The sequence below is a fragment of the Rhizobium sp. RHZ02 genome, from assembly GCF_014851575.1.
Classification (GTDB): domain Bacteria; phylum Pseudomonadota; class Alphaproteobacteria; order Rhizobiales; family Rhizobiaceae; genus Rhizobium; species Rhizobium altiplani.
This window is the reverse complement of record NZ_JACUZX010000007.1, coordinates 199,098-216,465: the sequence shown is the minus strand read 5'-3', so window position 1 is coordinate 216,465 and position 17,368 is coordinate 199,098. Positions and strand designations below refer to the sequence as shown.

The 17,368-nt window shown below is 58.2% G+C and carries 15 protein-coding genes and 2 pseudogenes; 8 read left to right on the top strand and 9 right to left on the bottom strand.

All coding sequences use genetic code 11. The annotated features are described in order from the left end of the window. Both IB244_RS14290 and purU read left to right on the top strand, forming a co-directional pair. Positions 1-804: an ABC transporter permease gene (locus IB244_RS14290; RefSeq protein ID WP_169680694.1), complete on the top strand. Its 804-nt coding sequence runs from the start codon at positions 1-3 to the stop codon at positions 802-804. A gap of 342 nt (positions 805-1,146) precedes the next feature. After that, positions 1,147-1,409, top strand: a pseudogene (gene purU / locus IB244_RS33110) (formyltetrahydrofolate deformylase); the annotation flags it as partial. A 112-nt stretch (positions 1,410-1,521) separates the two neighbouring features. Here the strand turns inward: purU and IB244_RS14285 are convergent. The 7 genes from IB244_RS14285 to IB244_RS14260 all read right to left on the bottom strand — a co-directional run bounded on the left by IB244_RS14285 (position 1,522) and on the right by IB244_RS14260 (position 7,005). Then, on the bottom strand, positions 1,522-2,700 hold the full coding sequence (locus IB244_RS14285; RefSeq protein WP_192304653.1) for a sensor domain-containing diguanylate cyclase: 1,179 nt from the start codon (positions 2,698-2,700) through the stop codon (positions 1,522-1,524). Between the two features lie 218 nt (positions 2,701-2,918). Further along, positions 2,919-3,071, bottom strand: a complete 153-nt coding sequence (locus tag IB244_RS33105; protein ID WP_409564066.1) for a zinc-binding dehydrogenase — start codon at positions 3,069-3,071, stop codon at positions 2,919-2,921. A gap of 175 nt (positions 3,072-3,246) precedes the next feature. Further along, the gene (locus IB244_RS14275; protein ID WP_062375259.1) at positions 3,247-4,023 is read right to left on the bottom strand and encodes a MetQ/NlpA family ABC transporter substrate-binding protein; all 777 of its coding nucleotides are present in this window, start codon (positions 4,021-4,023) and stop codon (positions 3,247-3,249) included. Positions 4,024-4,064: 41 nt separating this feature from the next. Then, complete coding sequence (locus IB244_RS14270; protein ID WP_192240476.1) at positions 4,065-4,733, bottom strand: methionine ABC transporter permease; 669 nt, start codon at positions 4,731-4,733, stop codon at positions 4,065-4,067. After that, entirely contained in the window at positions 4,723-5,754 is a 1,032-nt protein-coding gene (locus IB244_RS14265) for a methionine ABC transporter ATP-binding protein (RefSeq protein ID WP_169680978.1), read from the bottom strand. The genes IB244_RS14270 and IB244_RS14265 overlap by 11 nt, the downstream gene beginning before the upstream one ends. Before the next feature lie 382 nt (positions 5,755-6,136). Continuing rightward, positions 6,137-6,487: a VOC family protein gene (locus IB244_RS33100; protein ID WP_348648526.1), complete on the bottom strand. Its 351-nt coding sequence runs from the start codon at positions 6,485-6,487 to the stop codon at positions 6,137-6,139. Positions 6,488-6,492: 5 nt separating this feature from the next. Further along, entirely contained in the window at positions 6,493-7,005 is a 513-nt protein-coding gene (locus tag IB244_RS14260; RefSeq protein WP_192240475.1) for a helix-turn-helix domain-containing protein, read from the bottom strand. Between the two features lie 637 nt (positions 7,006-7,642). On the opposite strand from IB244_RS14260, the pseudogene IB244_RS14255 reads away from it, so the two are divergent. Then, positions 7,643-8,286 (top strand): annotated as a pseudogene (locus IB244_RS14255) (glutathione S-transferase family protein). Positions 8,287-8,384: 98 nt separating this feature from the next. Here the strand turns inward: IB244_RS14255 and IB244_RS14250 are convergent. Continuing rightward, positions 8,385-9,404, bottom strand: a complete 1,020-nt coding sequence (locus tag IB244_RS14250; protein ID WP_192240474.1) for a LacI family DNA-binding transcriptional regulator — start codon at positions 9,402-9,404, stop codon at positions 8,385-8,387. 142 nt (positions 9,405-9,546) lie between these two features. On the opposite strand from IB244_RS14250, the gene IB244_RS14245 reads away from it, so the two are divergent. The 5 genes from IB244_RS14245 (at position 9,547) to IB244_RS14225 (ending at position 15,962) form a co-directional block, all read left to right on the top strand. Further along, entirely contained in the window at positions 9,547-11,880 is a 2,334-nt protein-coding gene (locus IB244_RS14245) for an alpha-L-rhamnosidase (RefSeq protein ID WP_169680702.1), read from the top strand. Positions 11,881-11,949: 69 nt separating this feature from the next. After that, entirely contained in the window at positions 11,950-13,230 is a 1,281-nt protein-coding gene (locus IB244_RS14240) for an ABC transporter substrate-binding protein (protein WP_409564064.1), read from the top strand. A gap of 63 nt (positions 13,231-13,293) precedes the next feature. Then, positions 13,294-14,157, top strand: a complete 864-nt coding sequence (locus IB244_RS14235) for a carbohydrate ABC transporter permease (RefSeq protein ID WP_018856326.1) — start codon at positions 13,294-13,296, stop codon at positions 14,155-14,157. Then, positions 14,154-14,978: a carbohydrate ABC transporter permease gene (locus IB244_RS14230; protein ID WP_169680704.1), complete on the top strand. Its 825-nt coding sequence runs from the start codon at positions 14,154-14,156 to the stop codon at positions 14,976-14,978. The genes IB244_RS14235 and IB244_RS14230 overlap by 4 nt, the downstream gene beginning before the upstream one ends. A gap of 3 nt (positions 14,979-14,981) precedes the next feature. After that, positions 14,982-15,962 (top strand): ABC transporter ATP-binding protein, encoded by a 981-nt coding sequence (locus IB244_RS14225; RefSeq protein ID WP_192304651.1) that lies wholly within the window; start codon positions 14,982-14,984, stop codon positions 15,960-15,962. A 216-nt stretch (positions 15,963-16,178) separates the two neighbouring features. Here IB244_RS14225 and IB244_RS14220 read toward each other — a convergent pair whose 3' ends face one another. Then, a complete protein-coding gene (locus IB244_RS14220; protein ID WP_169680708.1) occupies positions 16,179-17,366 on the bottom strand; it encodes a galactarate dehydratase in 1,188 nt (395 codons plus the stop codon). Between the last annotated feature and the right edge of the window lie 2 nt (positions 17,367-17,368).

The following is a 17,368-nucleotide window of genomic DNA, read 5'->3' as shown; positions in this document are numbered from 1 at the left end:
ATGAGGTCCAGCGGAGGAGAGAAATTTGTCTACGGGCTTTGCGCGGTCCTGTTTGCATTGACGGTGTTGGTTCTCTATGCGCCGATCCTCGTCAACGCGTTGCTTTCGGTGGTGCCGCGCAAAGCTGGCTCGCTGCATTGGGCGGAAGCCGGCGGCGGTGCCTATCTTGAGCTCTTCGGCAACGTTGACCTCATGCAATCGCTGTTTGCCAGTGTCATCGTCGCGGTTTCGGCTTCGGTCCTGTCGAGCGTGATCGCGGTCGTGATGGCGCTCTATCTCGACAGCAGGTTCGCTTTCGGTCGCCGGGCCATCGAGACGCTGATCTATCTGCCCTTCATCATGCCGTCGATGATCACCGGGCTGGCGCTTCTCATCTATTTCACCGCTTTGAAGGTGCCGCTCAGCCTGGCGACAGTCACTCTCGGGCACACGATATTCGTCCTGGCAATAGCCTATCGCCTGACAAGTGTGCGGCTCACCAATCTGTCACCTTCGTTGCGCGAGGCGTCAATGGATCTCGGCGCCAATGGCTGGCAGACCTTCCGCCATATTATCTTCCCACACCTTCAGCCTGCCATCCTGTCGGGCGTGCTATTCGCAGCGGCGATCTCCATCGACGAAACCCTGATTACACTGTTCCTGTCTGGGGATCGCATGACGCTTCCCATCCGTCTTTGGTCGATGCTACGCGTCGGCTTTACGCAAGAGATCAACGCCTTGGTAACACTCGTCATCGCGGGCACACTTGTGGTGGCACTGTTCGGCCTGCGCGTCTGGAAGAAGGACGGAAAGCTTGAATTTTGAGACTGAGTGGACCTGTTCCTCCTTTACGGTCCATTCACGTCCGGTATCCATCGTCGCGACCGTCAAGCGATGACCTGTATTTTGTGAGCGCGAAACACGGCACAATCGATACTCTATGACTGCTCGCCAGCGAGATCGGGCGGCGGGTCGTTCCGAGGCTTGGCGCCGACTACCGAAGCGGTCAAATATGAAAAACAGCACGCGGGGCTATGTGCCCGCTCAAGCACCGTTACTTGTTTTCTGATGGGACGACTATCCAATTTGATTGTGTCTACACGTGTAATTGGAGCAGGCTCTGCGCGCTGGTTTGTCACCGGAGGATGCTACGAAGCCTAACCGGTGGAAGTTGGCGCGTTGCCGATTGATATCGTTGGCGTCGTGTCGAACCACACTCGACTACCCGACGAGGGGCAGATCATCGAACAGGATGCCGCCGCGTCATCCCATGCCGGATCGTCGTGCGACCAGGTAGTGATCGGCCGCCCTGCGAGAGCCAGTTCCTGGCGCGGGCAATCCATGCACCTCCATCACAGTCTCTTCATGAACGGGAAGAAAAAGACAGTCTTTCCGCCAAGCCCGGATCCTTCAACGAAGAGCGTATGAGGTGGGGGGCCGCGCCTCCTCGGATTTTGCGATATAGTCTCACGGAGGAGGTGAAGCAGCCGTTGCTCTGGATGCCGAGTAAACTGAAAATCCGTCCGGTCCGAAGGCCTGTTCTCATGTCACCAACCGAATATCCGGCGACGCAGAGCGGGCTTGTCTAACGCAATCTCTCCCGGCTCGCTTTGCTTCGTAAAGCGCCATGTCGGCCCGGCGCATTGCGTCGTCAAGGCTTTCTCCGACGGGAATTTCGGCAACACCGAAGCTGGCACTGACGGTCAGTGTTGGAGGCAACCCCTCCACAGTGATCCCCGTCGCTCCGCGTCGTACAGAGCTGGCAAACAGCATGGCCGTTTCGACCGTTGTGTTCGGCATGAACACGGCAAACTCCTCGCCTCCAATGCGCCCGACGATGAAATTCGGCGCGGCGCCGGATTTCAGGAGGTCAGCAAAGGCGCGGATCACCTTGTCTCCGGCATGGTGACCGAACGTGTCGTTGATGCTTTTGAAGCGATCGATATCGCAGGTCATGACGGAATGCCGGACGGCGGGGGCGACAAGGCGGGCAGCGGCGACACCGTTCTCGAAACCGCGGCGGTTGGCAAGATCCGAAAGTACATCCCTTTCGGAATTGCTGCGTTCATCGGCCATGATATCGAGGACGAGGACCGAAAGCAGTGTCAGACCAACTGCCACGATCAATACGGCAGTCGATCCCTGTGAAATCAATGCGTAGTTTGTATGAATATAGTCAGTTGCCGCCGCGCCGGCACCGGCGGTCACTGCCAGACCAGCCTTTGCAAAGAAATGTAGACCGGTTGCGGTAAGCAGATAGCCGAGGACCCGATCGATTCTTGCGCGGCGCCGTGACGCGAAGACCGCAGCAGCGCTGGTGAGAATGACCAGCGCAAAAGGTGTTTGATAAGATAAGGCGTGCCGAAGCGTGCTACGCGGCAGGCCATAGATAAACAGATCAAGTAAGATGCAAAGGGTGAAAAAAGATATCGCCCAGAATGGCGCGATCCGCACGCCGTAAAGCTCGCCAATACCAAAGCGCAGCAGGATCATGCCACCAAGCACAGTTGCAAATGCCAAAACGGCGAAGAGCTTCGACAAATCTGTATACGCAACGAAGAGTTCACTGATGGCAGAAAGAGAGGCGACAGCAAAACCTGCCGAGAACCATAGCGCAGCCTGGCGCGACTGGCCGCGCACCGCCACGACGGCGAACACCAGCGCAAAGCAGATTGCGATGATGAAATTCACCACAAGGAAGAAAACTGCTCCATTCACCATTGCACAAGAATCCGCTGCCAATCCCGCCGAAGCTTCAGTACAAGTGTCTTAATAAACTGTGAAACGCGACATTGTTAAGTGGGTGGCTTTCCGGACATTCTCGGCGTGACCTGCGATCCGCCTCACGATACCTGAGCTCTGGCGAAGATCGACCCGATCACCAGTCGGGGTGGGGGGCGATGCCCCCGGCTAGAAAACCGGCAACTATGGGGACCGTTTCAAGGTTTCGCAGGTCCGATGATGATGATCTTCCCAACGACAGTTCCCCGCTCCAGAGCGATATGAGCTTGCGCCGTTTGGTCCAGCGGTAGAGTGAGCCCGATCATCGGGCGGCAGGCATCATCTTCAAGACAGTCTGTAATGTCGGCGATCGCGGCTTCCTTAAATGTGATCGGACTTTACCGCCCAACATCGATCTTCGTCACGGTAACACAGCCTTCGGTGAACGCCGGTCCTATTTTGGCGAAGACAAAATGCCCCTGATCAACGAAAAACGGCCCGGCGGAGCCGAGCCGTTTCACTGTGTTGGCCCGATAAAGCAGGATCTTACCAGGACGGGATCAGGGCGCCCTTGAACTGCTCGTTGATGAACTTGCGGATGCTTTCATCATGGTAGGACTCGACCAGTGTCTTGGCCCAGGGCGCGTCCTTGTCGGCGGCGCGGACGACGATGACGTTGGCATAGGGTGACTTTTCGCCTTCGATGGCGATGGCGTCGGTCTTGGGATGCAGGCCGGCTTCCATGGCGTAGTTGGTGTTGATGACGGCGGCATCGACGTCTTCAAGCGAACGCGGCAGCTGGGCGGCATCGATTTCGGCGAACTCGATGTTCTTCGGGTTCTCGACGATATCGGCAACCGTCACCTTGATGCCCGGGTTTTCCTTGAACTTGATCAGGCCCTTGCTAGCCAGAACCAGAAGCGCACGACCGCCGTTGGTCGGGTCGTTCGGGATGGCAACGGTAGCGCCGTCCTTCAGTTCGTCGAGGCTCTTCACCTTCTTGGAGTAGACGCCCATCGGCGTGGTGATGGTCGTGCCGATGCTGACGAGATCGAACTTACGGTCGGCAATCTGGTTGTCGAGATAGGGCTGGTGCTGGAACGAGTTGGCCTGGATGTCGCCGTCGGCCAGCGCCTGGTTCGGCACGACATAGTCGGAGAACTCGACGATCTCGATATTCAGACCCTTGGTCTTGGCGACTTCGGCGACCTTTTCCATGATCTGGGCGTGCTCGCCTGGCGTGACGCCGACCTTGATATCCTCGGCGAAGGCCGAGCCGGCTGCAAAGGCCGCAATCGCGGCAGCGATGATGAACTTTTTCACGGGAGTCTCCTTGGTATGTTATTGGATATGCGAACTAGAGATCAGTTATTCCGGTTACGCTTGTCGAAGCGGCGGGCGAGCCCGTCGCCGGCGCTTTGCACGACCTGCACGAGCACGATCAGCACCGCGACGACGAGTACCATCATCTCCGGATTGAAACGCTGGTAGCCAAAGCGGATGCCGAGGTCGCCCAGGCCTCCGCCGCCGACGGCCCCGACCATGGCCGAGTAGCCGATCAGACTGACGATGGTCATCGTCAGCGCCATCAGGATGCTGGGTCGCGCCTCTGGAAGCAGCACTTTGTAGACGATCTGGGATGGCGTTGCTCCCATGGCGCGGGCGGCCTCGATCAGGCCCTTGTCGACCTCGCGGATGGCAGATTCAACGAGGCGCGCGAAGAACGGAATGGTGGCGATGGTCAGCGGCACGATCGCTGCCCAAGTGCCGATAGAGGTACCCGTCAAAAGGCGTGTCAGCGGCACGATGGCAACGACCAGGATGATGAACGGCGTCGAACGAGCGGCGTTGACGACGAGGCCAAGCACGCGATTGGTTTTCGGTGCCGGAAACAGCTCACCCTTGCCTGATGTGGCGAGAAAGACACCGATCGGCAGGCCGATGATCGAGCCGACGATGCCGGCAACGAGGACCATTTGCAGGGTCTGCATCAGCGCCTTGGAGAGGAGGCCGAAAATCATATCAGGCGACATAGCCGAGCACCTCCGTTGTAAGGCCCGTTTCGGCATAGAAGCGGTTAGCCCGGGCGACGACATCCGGCTCCGCCGAATAGGAAACGACAAGTGAGCCAAAGGGCTCGCCCGATATCTCCTCGATCGCGCCAGCGAGAATATTGACGTCCGAGCCGAGCTCGGCGACAAGCCGGCCGGTCAGAGGTTGAAAGGCCGTGTCTCCGAAGAACACCAGCCGGACGAGCACACGGTCGCCGGCCGATGGCTGCGACTTGACGGCGGAGCGCAGCCAGTTCGGCAGTTTCAGGGCCGAGGCGAGCAGCGTGCGCGTCGTCTCGTGCTGCGGGTTGGTATAGACGTCGAAGGTACGGCCGGATTCGACGATGCGGCCGGCATCGATGACAGCCACATGGCTTGCGATGGTTTTCACCACCTCCATCTCGTGGGTGATCAGGAGAACGGTGAGACCGAGATCGGCATTGATCCGCTTCAGGAGCTCGAGGATCGACTGCGTTGTCTCCGGGTCGAGCGCCGAGGTCGCCTCATCGGAGAGCAGCAGCTTGGGGTCCGTCGCCAGCGCGCGGGCAATGCCGACGCGCTGCTTCTGGCCGCCCGAGAGTTCGGAAGGATAGCTGCCGGCCTTGTCACCGAGGCCGACAAGGTCGAGCAGCGGCCCGACCTTGGCACGGATCGCCTTCTTTTCGACGCCTGCAATTTCCAGCGGCAGCGCCACATTGTCGAAGGCGGTGCGCGACGACAGTAGATTGAAATGCTGGAAAATCATGCCGATCTGGCGGCGCAGGCCACGCAGACCGTCCTCACCAAGCGCGCCGACGTCGACACCATCGACGAGCACCTTGCCCGACGTCACGCTCTCGAGCCCGTTGACCATGCGGATGAGCGTCGATTTGCCAGCGCCAGAGCGACCGATTATCCCGGTGATGGCGCCGCGTTCAACTGTCAGATCGACGCTTTCGACGGCGGTGAAACCACCTTCGCCCGCGGGCCCGTAACGCTTCCCGGCGCCCTGGAAGGCTACCATCGGTACCGAATGTGCCACGGCGACCGGATCGCTTCCGGTTTGGCCGTCCGGCGCGGCGTATGTAGCGCCTGCGCGGCCCGCATGTTGGCTTGTCATGCTATGCTCTCAGATGTTGGTCTTCACAAACTGGGGGCTCTATAACCGCAAATGTACAAATTAGCCAATCCGCTGCACCTTCGAATACAAACACGTTCTGACAGATGGTTTCAGCAATGAGGATGCTGTTTTCTTCTGAAGTCGAGGCCGAAAGCTTAGGTTTCGGCGTCTCGGGATGGCGCCCAGACTTTACCGGCACGGTGCCTAGCCGCGTTGGCCGCCACTAGCAAATGGACGAGATATCGCTCGCGCATGTGAAATTGCGCGAGCGGACGTTACTCGAACTCTACGCCTCAAGTAGTTCGATCTTATGACCTTCAGGGTCCCTAATAACGCAACTGGTGCCCCAATCAGATTTGGAAGGGGGAGATATTATATCCACGGCGCTGCCCAGATTACTCAAGACTTTTGAGATCGAAGGGACTCGAAACCCTAGGCGAACCGCGGTCGTGTCTAAGCTCTCGGTGCCTTTGGGATAGATTTCAAAGACCGAGCCACCTGTCTTCGACGCGAGATGTTCGGGGCCTGAACCGTGCTTCTCCCTTTGGAACTGAAAACCAAGAGTTTGGTAAAACGAAGCGAGAGAACCAGGCTCGCTTGCCCTGAGGACGACTAGATTTAAAGTTGGAGCCTGCATTGGCATCATCCTACCTGGGAAGTTGGAATCTCTAGCCGGGCTTCCATTTCGTCGAAGACAACGCGCATCTCAAGGCGGCCACCCATCGCGGCCACATGCTTCGCCAGAGTTTCGAACTTGATGTTTTCCCGCTTCTCGATTCTGTTGACCGACGGTTGCTTGATCGAAAGAGCCTTAGCGAGCTCTACCTGCGACAGGTTGTTGAGCTTCCGCATGTCCACGAGAGTGAGGTATCCAATAGATCCCGACTTTTCGAACTGTCTGAATAACTGATCGACCCGATTAGCAGCCTTTTCCGCGTTTCGGTAGACCTCATCAGGTCTCTGTCCGTACGCATCGTCGGAAATGAATAGCCCTAGTCCAGCATGCGGGCGGAAGGAGATTTGCGTGGAGAAATCGTTCCTTGTGATGTCCAGAAATGTCTCGCCGTTCGGATCATCAGGAGCGTCAGTTTCAACGGCGAACCCAAGCTCTTGGAGGTGAGCGACTGTATCAGTCAAAAGGCTAGTTGCTGTCATATCGCCAATCCTTCTCCATTCGCGCCCAGCTTTTCGAGAATTACAGTTTTTTGAAACCCTATTGTTTCAATCCGTATAGCGCCATTTGCTCCGATGATCGTGTTGTGTGCTCTGGATCGATACTGGATGGCCCGGTACTTTCCGGGCGTTGTCAGCTTGTGGAGGGTACATTCGTCCATCCGTCTGAAAAGCTGAGGGGTTGGAGGCAATGCCGGAAATCTCGTCTTCAACGCCGTCGAGGGTCTCGCGGATAAGTTCAAACGCCTCATCATGTGTTCCTGCTGCCTCCGCGCCGGCCAGCCGCTCAACGAAGAGCGTGAATCGCTCTTGCTTAGTCCTCATATAATGCCATCAAATATACTCTGCAAGGTATAATATGGTTCTTTTCTTAATGTGCCTACAGCGCGGGCGATAGGCCTAACGCGCTAAACCTGACCTGGCCGCGCCTCGCCGGACGAGGACAAAACCCTTGTGCCATTGGCTCCCCAGGGCGGGCGGAGGAGAAAACGTGCTTCGCGCCGTCACTACACTTCTGTGGGATAGCTATGTCGCGGGCCCAGCAGAATTTTCATCGCCATGTCGAAAGGCTCGGTCGTCGTTCGTCTTTTGCTATGAAGACGGTGGAGGCAAAGACCTAATGAAGATTTATTTCAGCAGAAACCCCAATCCGCGACTCGCTGTCGCCGTGGCGCGGTTCTTAAAAATGGACGTGGAATTCGAGTTTGCCGCACCAATGGCCCCAGGGCAGTCGGAGCGATTTTCTTCACTCAACCCAAACCTTCTGTTGCCTATCTTGGAGCATAGCGGTCGCACACTTTGGGAGACCGATGCGATCGCGTGCTGGTTTTCCCGTCGTGTCGGCTCGAATTTCTGGAGAACCGACGATCTGAGCCGGAAATGATACGCTGGATCAGCTGGGCGAAGGAGAATTTCGTCAAGGCCTGTGACGTCGTGCATTGGGAGCGAGGCACGAAGTTGCGTTATCGCATCGGAACCTGTGACGAGAGGATGGTTGAAGAGGGTCTTGGACGATTCCACAAGGCCGCCGGCATTCTCGAAAGCCAGCTTGCTGATCGATCGTGGTTGGTCGGCGAGACGATTTCCTTTGCAGATTTTCGGATGGCGACATTCTTGCCGTTCAACGACGCCGCGCGCCTCCCGATTGATCGGTATCCCGCGATAAAACGGTGGGCCGACCGTCTCGATGAGATCGATGCATGGCGCGATCCGTTTTCCGGATTGGAGGCGCCAGATTTGCCGCCGATTCCCAGTCCGTCCTGAGATCCGTCTCAGCGCCAACGAAAATCGCAGTGGTTGCTGCAGCCGCTAGCGGAGCCTAGGCACCAATTGAACGAGACCCAAGCTTTTTCCTGGAAGCTTCACGTGCTGCCGCGCCATTCGATACGGGGTTCGATCAGGACGTGGCGAGCGTCCTTGCGTCCTTCTATTCGGCTAAGCAGCGCGTCGCTCGCGGTCCTGCCGAGTTCAGCGGCGTTCTGGTCTACACTTGTCAGGCCGACGAGCGGTATGGCCGCCATCGGCGAATTGTCGTAGCCGACAATTGCAAGATCTTCTGGGACCCGTATGCCACTCATGCGCGCGGCATTGATGAGTGGCACAGCATCGAGATCGGACCAGACGAAGACCGCGCGGGGACGGTCATTCAGGGCCAGAAAATCATTGATAGCGGCCCGGCGGTCGGATCCCACAAGCGGCAGACGGATGATGCGGGCCTCCAGGCCCGCAGCCTTCATGCCGTCAAGATAGCCCTTCTCGCGCTGGAGGGCGACGATGGTGGGCGGTGAATCGGCAAGGTCATAACCGAGCATCGCGATGTCGGTGTAGCCGGACCGCAACGCTGCCTCCACGGCGAGGCAGGCGCCCCGTCGATCGTCGGAATTGACCGTGTCATAGGTCTGCGCGTGCGGCTCATGGTGCGCGATGACGACGATCGGGATCTGGCGCGCATAGCGCTCCAGCACCTTGCTCGATATCCTGGGAGCGATGATGAGAACGCCATCCATGCGGTTGTCGATCATCGATTCGATCATGGAAGCTTCGATCGGGCTCGTGGAACGGCCGATGCCGATCAGTGCCTTGAAGCTGCTTTTCGCCAGCGTGGCATTGGCCTCCTCGATGACACCCGCCAGGAACGGGTTCGACAACTCGATCACCAGGACGCCAACCGTCTGCGTGCGGCCACGCATGGCTCGCGCTGCGACAGAAGGTCGGTAGTTCAATTTTTCGATCGAGATCTCGACCTTGGTTCGCAAGACCTCGCTCACTCCGTAAGCATTACGCAGAACTTTCGAGACCGCAGCGACGGAGACACCGGCATCGTGGGCCACGTCACGGATAGTGACCCTGTCTCTTGTCGCGTTAACGGTCTGATTTTTCATTCCAAATCGCCTCATTCCCCGGTGTTCGGAAAATTATAGACACAAAAGCTCTTGCGCGGCAATCGATAGTGTAGAATGATATACATAGAACGATACACACAAAGCAATCGCCGGAGGAATTGGCGATTGGGGGAGGTTCTAGATGAAGACTGTTTCGGCCCACGGCCTTGCCGGGGAAGACGGCCTTGCCGGTTCTGCGTTCCATTTTACAGCGTCGATGATCGGACCCGCCTGCGACGGTGGCCAGGCAACACAGGGCACATTCGTCGCGCGGGAATTCTCGCTCGATGTGGTTCCGGCCGAAGCAGTTCTTAGCATCTCGGCCCTGGGTCTCTACCGCGCCTTCCTCAATGGAAAACGCGTGGGTACCGATCTCTTGACCCCCGGCTGGACCTGCTACGACGACCGGATTGCCTATCAGGCCTACGATGTCGCTAAGCTCTTGCAACCCGGCAACAATCGCATCGAAATCTGGCTTGGCGACGGCTGGTATCGCGGCCAGTTGATGTGGGCATCCAACCCGATACTCAATTGCTGGGGCGACCGGACGGGGGCGATCGCAGAACTGCGCGCCGGCGGCGAGGTGCTCGTGAAAACCGACGAGAGCTGGAAGAGCGGCTTCACACCCGTAGTTCGCAACGGCATCTACTATGGCGAGGATTATGACGCCCGCATTCGTCCAAAGGACAGCTATGGCGTCGATGTGCTCTCCTTCGACAGGGCCTTGCTCGTCCCGCATGAGACTGGTGCGGTCAAGGAACTGGACGCTCTCTCACCGACCGACAGCTGGACGGAGGCCGATGGCCGCACTGTCTTTGATTTCGGACAGAATGCCGGCGCCTATGTCCGGCTGCGCCTTAAGGGTGTCGCCGGTGCAAAGGTGCGCGTCGAGCATTCCGAAGTGCTCGGCCCCGATCGCTTCTTCGACAATCGCAATTATCGCAGTGCGCGTGCTGAAGTCTCCTATACGCTTTCCGGGCAAGGCGAAGAGGTCTATGCGCCGCTCTTCACCTTCTTCGGCTTCCGTTACGCGCGCATCACTGTGACAGGTGAGGCCGAACTCACCGCCATCACGATGGTTCCGATAACCTCGGTACCCCTGACTGCCGGCGGGTTTACCTCAGGTGTTGCGAGCGTCAACCGATTGATCGAAAACACGATCTGGTCGCAGCGCTCGAATTTCATCGAAGTGCCGACCGATTGCCCGCAGCGCGACGAGCGCCTCGGCTGGACCGGTGATGCGCAGGTTTTCGCCGGAACGGCCTGCTGGCTTGCCGACAGCCACTCCTTCCTCAAGAAATACCTGCGCGATGTCATCCACGATCAACGGGCCAATGGGGCAGTGTCGCATTTTTCACCTGATCCGACGCGGCTCCATCCAATCGATGGCCGCGGTGACTGGGCGGGATCGACCGGCTGGGGCGATGCGATCGTCATCATTCCCTGGCAGCTTTACCTGCATTACGGTGACAGCGCTGCCTTGGAAGAGTGCTTCCCCGCAATGTTGCGCTGGCTCGATTATCTCTGGGGCATCTCTGATGGGCCGATCATCCGGCCGCCCGCGGTCTGGGGCGCGCACGGCTTCACCTTCGGCGACTGGCTTCAGCCGGTCGGGGATAACAGAAAACCCCGCCCGACCATAGCAGATGATTGCGCAGCTACCCTTTATCACTTCATCTCAACGCAACTGACGGCAAAGATCGCCCGTATTCTCGGTGAGACCGTCGAAGCCGCTCGGCTCGAGAAGCGTGCCGAGGAGATTAAGACAGCATTCAGACACGAGTTCTTCGCACCCTCCGGCCGCATTGCCCATAATGACCAGACCTCGTGGGCCCTGGCCTTCCTCTATGGCCTCGTTCCGCCGGAATACGAGGAAGCCGCGCAAGGCTACTTCCGTAGGGTGGCGGAGGAAACGGATGGCGTCATCGGTACGGGCTTTATCGGCACTCCCGCCCTGCTGCCGGCGCTGACCCGGCTTGGTATGGTGGACGTTGCCGAGAAGATGTTCCTGAACCGGAAGGTTCCCGGATGGCTCTATCAGGTCGACCGCGGCGCGACTTCGATCTGGGAGCGATGGGATGCACTTTCCGAAGATGGCACGATCTATGATCCTGACATGAACAGCTACAACCACTATGCCTATGGCGCGGTCTGCCAATGGCTCTTCGAAGACGTTGCCGGGATCAAGCCGCTGGAAGACAAGCCCGGTTTCGAGGAAATTCTCTTCGATCCCGCAATCTTGCCTGCTCTCTCGCCGGTTTCGGCATGGCATGATACGCGCTTTGGTCGGATCGAGGCTGGATGGACCCTGGAGGAAGGTTTCGTCACATGCAGCCTGGTGCTGCCGGAAGGTGTCACTGCGCGTCTCGAGGGGAAAAGCGAGCGCAAGTCGCTACAGGCCAATGGCGCCAATGTAGAGCAAGGCAAGGAAATCAAGCTCGGCGCGGGGGAGCATAAGATTACGTTTTCCAACTGATGCAATTTGCCTGCAGGTCTTCGATTTGCGGGCAATCAGCTTACGCATTCCGGTCTTCAAGAGGAGGAAATGACTATGCGAATGACGAAGTGCAGCATCCTTGCAGCCAGCATCATGGCTCTTGCCGCTGGAGTGGCACATGCGGATGTGACCCTCAGTGTGCTGATCGATACCAATCCGGAATCCATTGCCTCGTTCGATGCGGTTTCAAAGGCCTATACGGAAAAGCATCCTGACGTCAGCTTCGACGTCGAGCAGCGCGCGGGCGGCTCCGAAGGCGACAACATCATCAAGACCCGGCTCGCGACCGGCGAGATGGCGGATATCTTCCAGTATAATAGCGGTTCGCTTTTCCAGGCTTTGAAGCCGCAGGAAACGATAGCCGACCTTGCCGACCTTCCCTCGGAAGCTGGTATTCTTGACACGTTCAAGAAGGTTGTTAGCGGCCCGGACGGCCATGTCCGCGGCATTCCCTTCGGTCCGGCCATGGGTGGCGGCATATTCTATAACAAGAAGATCTACGCCGATCTCGGCCTCACCCCGCCGAAGACCTGGGCGGAGTTCATGAGCAACAATGAGAAGATCAAGGCGGCCGGAAAGGTCGCGGTCGCCCAGACCTACGGCACGACCTGGACGTCGCAGCTCTTCGTGCTTGCCGATTTCTATAATGTTCAGGCCGAGGTCCCGAACTTCGCCGACGACTACACTGCCAACAAGGTCAAATATGCCAACACGCCTGCGGCACTGCATGGCTTCGAACACCTGGAGGAAGTGGCCAAGGGAGGGTACCTCAATGCCGACTTCGGTGCTGCGACATTTGACGACGGCATGCGCATGGTCGCGACGGGTGAGGCCGCGCACTATCCGAACCTCACTTTCGGTATCGGCAATGTCCAGCAGAATTTTCCGGACAATCTGAAAGATCTCGGCTTCTTCGCTCAACCGGGCATGGATGCCGGAAAGAATGGCCTGACGGTCTGGATGCCTTCAGCGCTCTATGTTTCTGCCAAATCTGAAAATGTCGAGGAAGCCAAGAAATTCCTTGACTTCGTTGGCTCCAAGGAAGCCTGCGACCTGATGGCAAAGGCCGTCCCGTCGGGTCCGTATCTCGTAAAGGGGTGCGAGCTCCCGAAAGATATTCCGCCGGCTGTTTCCGACATGCTCCCTTATTTTGACACTGAGGGCCGCAACGGCCCGGCACTCGAATTCCTCTCGCCCGTCAAGGGACCTGCACTAGAGCAGATTACGGTTGAAGTCGGAACCGGCATCCGCTCCGCCAAGGACGCGGCTGCGCTCTACGACCAGGATGTCGAGAAGCAGGCCAAGCAGCTTGGCCTGCCGAACTGGTAACCTCCCAGCCGATGCCCCATCCAGGTCAACCGATCTGGATGGGGGACGCTTCAAGGTATCCGTATGACAACACGAAAGTCTGCCTATCCCTATTGGTTTGTGCTGCCAGCGGCAGTGGTCTTCACTGTTCTGTTTCTGGCCCCGACGATCGCGTCCTTCTGGTTCAGCCTCACGCGCTGGGACCTGTTCACGACACAGTTCATCGGGCTGGAAAATTACCGGCAGTTCTTTCGCGAGCCCTTTCTGATACAGGGTCTCGTCAACACGATCATTTATGCCGTCCTGACCTCGGGCACGAAAACCGTTCTCGGTCTGCTGCTCGCCGTATTGCTGACCTCCGGGCTTTGGGGACAAGGCCTGCTGCGTACCGTGATTTTCTTTCCGGTTCTCGTCTCGACGATTGGCGTCGGCATCACCTTCTCGGTGCTCATGCATCCGACACGCGGGCTGATCAATGTGGCACTTGCTGCGATCGGTATCCATGGTCCGGGCTGGCTGACCGACCCCGCGCTTGCGCTTTACTCCATCATCTTCGTCGACCTCTGGAAAGGGATCGGGCTTGCGACAGTCATCTATATCGCAGGTCTCGCATCAATCAGCCCGGACTATTATGAGGCCGCCCGCATTGATGGGGCGACTGGCCGCCAGATGTTCTTTCGTGTCACCGTGCCGCTTGTCAGACCCGCCACCGTCACCGTCGTGACGCTGTCCCTCATCGGCGGGCTAAGAAGCTTCGATCTTGTCTGGGCGATGACGCGCGGCGGTCCGGGCTTTTCGTCGGATGTGCTGGCAAGTGTCATCTACAAGCAATATCAGGCGGGTTTCTACGGTCTCTCGACTGCCGGTAACGTGATCCTCTTCCTCCTCATCGGGCTGATCGTCCTGCCGCTGACGGCCTGGTTCAATCGCAAGGAGGTGGATCTATGAACCGCCGCCAGATCTATACCGGGATTGCGGCCTTGGCTGCTTGCGGCGTGATCTTCGTGCTGCCATTCATGTTTATCTTCATCACGGCCGCCAAGACGAAACAGGATGCGGCAACGCTGAAATTCAGCTGGCCGGCCGACTGGCAGCTCTGGCAGAACTTCATGGAGGTCGTCCAGACGCGCAACTACATGCTGCTGCTTGCCTATTTCAATTCGACCGTCATCACTGTGGCCGCCGTCACATTGCTGGTGCTCTTCGGCGCCATGGTCGGCTATGTGCTGCAGCGCCGCCCCTCACGCTGGAACGCGGTCATCTACGGCTGCGTGCTAGCCGGCCTGATGATCCCCCCGGCCGTTGTCCCGACCATCTGGGTGTTGCAGATGCTCGGTCTCTTCAAGACGCTATCTGGCATGGTTCTGATCCAGATTGCCTATGGCCTTGGCTTCACGGTTTTGCTGTTTCGCAGTTTCATCGCAACCATTCCTCGGGATCTCGACGAGGCTGCAATCATTGACGGTGCAAAACCGTTACAGATCTTCTTTCGCGTCATCCTGCCGCTGCTGAAGCCGGTCACCGTTACGGTCATCGTCGTCCAGTCAATCGCCATCTTCAACGATTTCACCAACCCGCTCTATTATCTGCCGGGCCGCGAAAACGTCACGGTACAGCTGACTCTCTATAACTTTCAGGGACAGTTCCAGACGCAGTTCAACCTGCTGTTCATGAATATCGTTCTCGTGACCATTCCGCCCCTGATCGTCTTCATTTTCTTCAACCGGCAGATCGTTGCAGGGATGACCGCCGGTGCAGTCAAGGGATAAGCCATGACAAGCGTTGTTCTCGAAAAAGTCCGCAAGAGCTTTGGCAGCCTGGAGGTGATGAAGGGTGTCGATCTCACCGTTGATGCCGGCGAATTCTGCGTCTTTGTCGGTCCGTCCGGTTGCGGGAAGTCGACGTTGCTGCGCATCATTTCCGGACTGGAGACACAGACATCGGGCAAGGTCTTCATCGACAGCAAGGATGTCACAGATGCCGAACCCTCCAAGCGCGGCATTGCTATGGTGTTTCAATCCTACGCGCTTTATCCGCATCTGACGGTCGCAGAAAACATCGGCTTCGGCCTCTCGCTTGCCAGGCGGCCCAAGGCGGAAATCGCCGAACGGGTGAAGCAGACTGCCGATATCTTGCAGCTCTCGCATCTGCTCGACCGCAAGCCAAAGGCGCTCTCCGGGGGCCAGCGCCAACGCGTCGCGATCGGCCGTGCCATCGTGCGCAACCCGAAAGTCTTCCTGTTCGACGAACCCCTGTCAAACCTCGACGCGTCGCTCCGCTCGCAGATGCGCATCGAACTGACCGAACTTCATGCCAAGCTCGGCGCCACTATGATCTACGTCACGCACGATCAGGTGGAGGCGATGACAATGGCCGACAAGATCGTCGTTTTGAACGGCGGGGCCATCGAGGAGGTCGGGACACCGATGGCGCTCTACAACAATCCGGCCACTCCGTTTGTCGCGGGCTTTATCGGCTCGCCGAAGATGAACCTGTTTGAAGCGGAGATTGCCGCGCGGGAAGGCTGCCGGATCTATGGTATCCGGCCCGAACATATCGCGCTCTCATCCACGGAAGGAAAATGGCAAGGCAAAGTGCGTCATATCGAGCGGCTCGGCGCGGATACGGTCATCCATCTTGATGTACCGGAATTGCAGGTGCTCGTCGTACGCACGGACGGCGACCGGCAAATTTCGGTCGGCGAGAGCCTCTTCGCGTCCCCTGTCAACGGAAAGGAGCATCGGTTCTCCTGACACGTGGGATGCGTTGCTCTTCTTTCCTTTCCTTTCAAGTCGGGCATTGCTTCGCGGATAACAGCATCATTCAGTCGCAGCATCCGACGACGGCCAACTCAAACTTTACACAACCAATCCACTATCGATTGGCTGACCGCTTTCATCGGCGGCGTCAAATACCGCCGATGCCATTGACAGTCTGCCCTTCAGGGCTGGACGGCGCTCGATGAGCACTTACGCAAAAGCGTAAGAGCCGTCCGGCCGTTTGGGAACGCGGCGTTGCCAGTGCACATAGCCTTCATGAACCATTGCTTCTTCGTCCATCTCAACGCCCCAGCCTGGCCTGTCCGGCCTCAGCTCGAGATAGCCGCCCTTGGGCAAATAGGGATCGATGACGTAACGCGTTTCGCCCTGTCGGCTCTCAATATCAAGGCCGCCGTAGACATACGCCTGCCCCTTAGGCAGCCGATACTCCAGAATACGAAAATTCTGTGCGGCGGCGGAGAAGTGAACATTCACGGCCGTGGCGAGTGGTCCCATGGGATTGTGGGGCGCCACGCCGACGAAATGCGCTTCGGCAAGTGTTGCGATGCGCCGCATCTCGCTGATGCCGCCGACCACGCAGATGTCGGGCTGGATCAAGTCGGCGCCCTTGACCTGCAGAAGGCGCAGGAACTCGTTTCGATTGTACAGCGATTCACCTGTTGCGAGCACGCAGTTCAGCCCCTGCTTGAGATCGCCCCAGGCCTCGATGTTTTCGGGGCGAAGGGGCTCCTCGTAAAACAGCGGATCGTAGGGAGCAAGCGCATTGCCGAGCTGGCGTGCGGCGACAGGCTCGAAGATCTTTGCATGTGCGTCAAATGCGATCTCGTACTCGTCCCGCACGGTCTCCCGCAGAGAGCGGAAATAATCCGCCGACGCCTTGACCACGTTGCCCCAGCGATGTGCGTGCATGTCGATGCGCCAGGGGCTGAGCTTGAATGCGGTAAAGCCCCATTCTTCATTCAGCCGATCGAACTCATCGCGCGCAGCTGGTGCATCGGGTGCTGTATAGACGCCGGCATAGACCTTGACACGATCGCGAACTTCACCGCCAAGCAGCTTGTAGACGGGAAGGTTGGCAGCCTTTGCGGCGAGGTCCCAAAGGCAGTGATCAAGCGCCGAGATCGCAGCCAACCCAAGGGCGCCCGGTGGGAACCGGCTTTGCTGGATCAACAGATTGACCAGATAGTCGACACGCGTTGGATCCTGACCGGACAGAAAACCATAGAGGTAGTCGAGGAGGGGAGGGAGCGCCTTGTCGGGACCGTGGTTGTAGCATTCGCCCCAGCCCGTCAGACCGTCGTCGGTGTCGAGTGCGACGATGACGCGGGGACGGTCCTTGTCGCGGGTCATGAACACCCGCATGCGGTCGATCTTCATTT

What these genes read in the sequence shown, in the direction of transcription:
- IB244_RS14245 (WP_169680702.1), top strand. Translation starts at nt 9,547, where the DNA reads ATGAAGACTGTTTCGGCCCACGGCCTTGCCGGGGAAGACGGCCTTGCC.
- IB244_RS33100 (WP_348648526.1), bottom strand. Translation starts at nt 6,487, where the DNA reads ATGCAGGCTCCAACTTTAAATCTAGTCGTCCTCAGGGCAAGCGAGCCT.
- IB244_RS14270 (WP_192240476.1), bottom strand. Translation starts at nt 4,733, where the DNA reads ATGTCGCCTGATATGATTTTCGGCCTCCTCTCCAAGGCGCTGATGCAG.
- IB244_RS14225 (WP_192304651.1), top strand. Translation starts at nt 14,982, where the DNA reads ATGACAAGCGTTGTTCTCGAAAAAGTCCGCAAGAGCTTTGGCAGCCTG.
- IB244_RS14260 (WP_192240475.1), bottom strand. Translation starts at nt 7,005, where the DNA reads ATGACAGCAACTAGCCTTTTGACTGATACAGTCGCTCACCTCCAAGAG.
- IB244_RS14250 (WP_192240474.1), bottom strand. Translation starts at nt 9,404, where the DNA reads ATGAAAAATCAGACCGTTAACGCGACAAGAGACAGGGTCACTATCCGT.
- IB244_RS14230 (WP_169680704.1), top strand. Translation starts at nt 14,154, where the DNA reads ATGAACCGCCGCCAGATCTATACCGGGATTGCGGCCTTGGCTGCTTGC.
- IB244_RS14290 (WP_169680694.1), top strand. Translation starts at nt 1, where the DNA reads ATGAGGTCCAGCGGAGGAGAGAAATTTGTCTACGGGCTTTGCGCGGTC.
- IB244_RS14220 (WP_169680708.1), bottom strand. Translation starts at nt 17,366, where the DNA reads ATGAAGATCGACCGCATGCGGGTGTTCATGACCCGCGACAAGGACCGT.
- IB244_RS14240 (WP_409564064.1), top strand. Translation starts at nt 11,950, where the DNA reads ATGACTATGCGAATGACGAAGTGCAGCATCCTTGCAGCCAGCATCATG.
- IB244_RS14265 (WP_169680978.1), bottom strand. Translation starts at nt 5,754, where the DNA reads ATGGTAGCCTTCCAGGGCGCCGGGAAGCGTTACGGGCCCGCGGGCGAA.
- IB244_RS14235 (WP_018856326.1), top strand. Translation starts at nt 13,294, where the DNA reads ATGACAACACGAAAGTCTGCCTATCCCTATTGGTTTGTGCTGCCAGCG.
- IB244_RS14285 (WP_192304653.1), bottom strand. Translation starts at nt 2,700, where the DNA reads ATGGTGAATGGAGCAGTTTTCTTCCTTGTGGTGAATTTCATCATCGCA.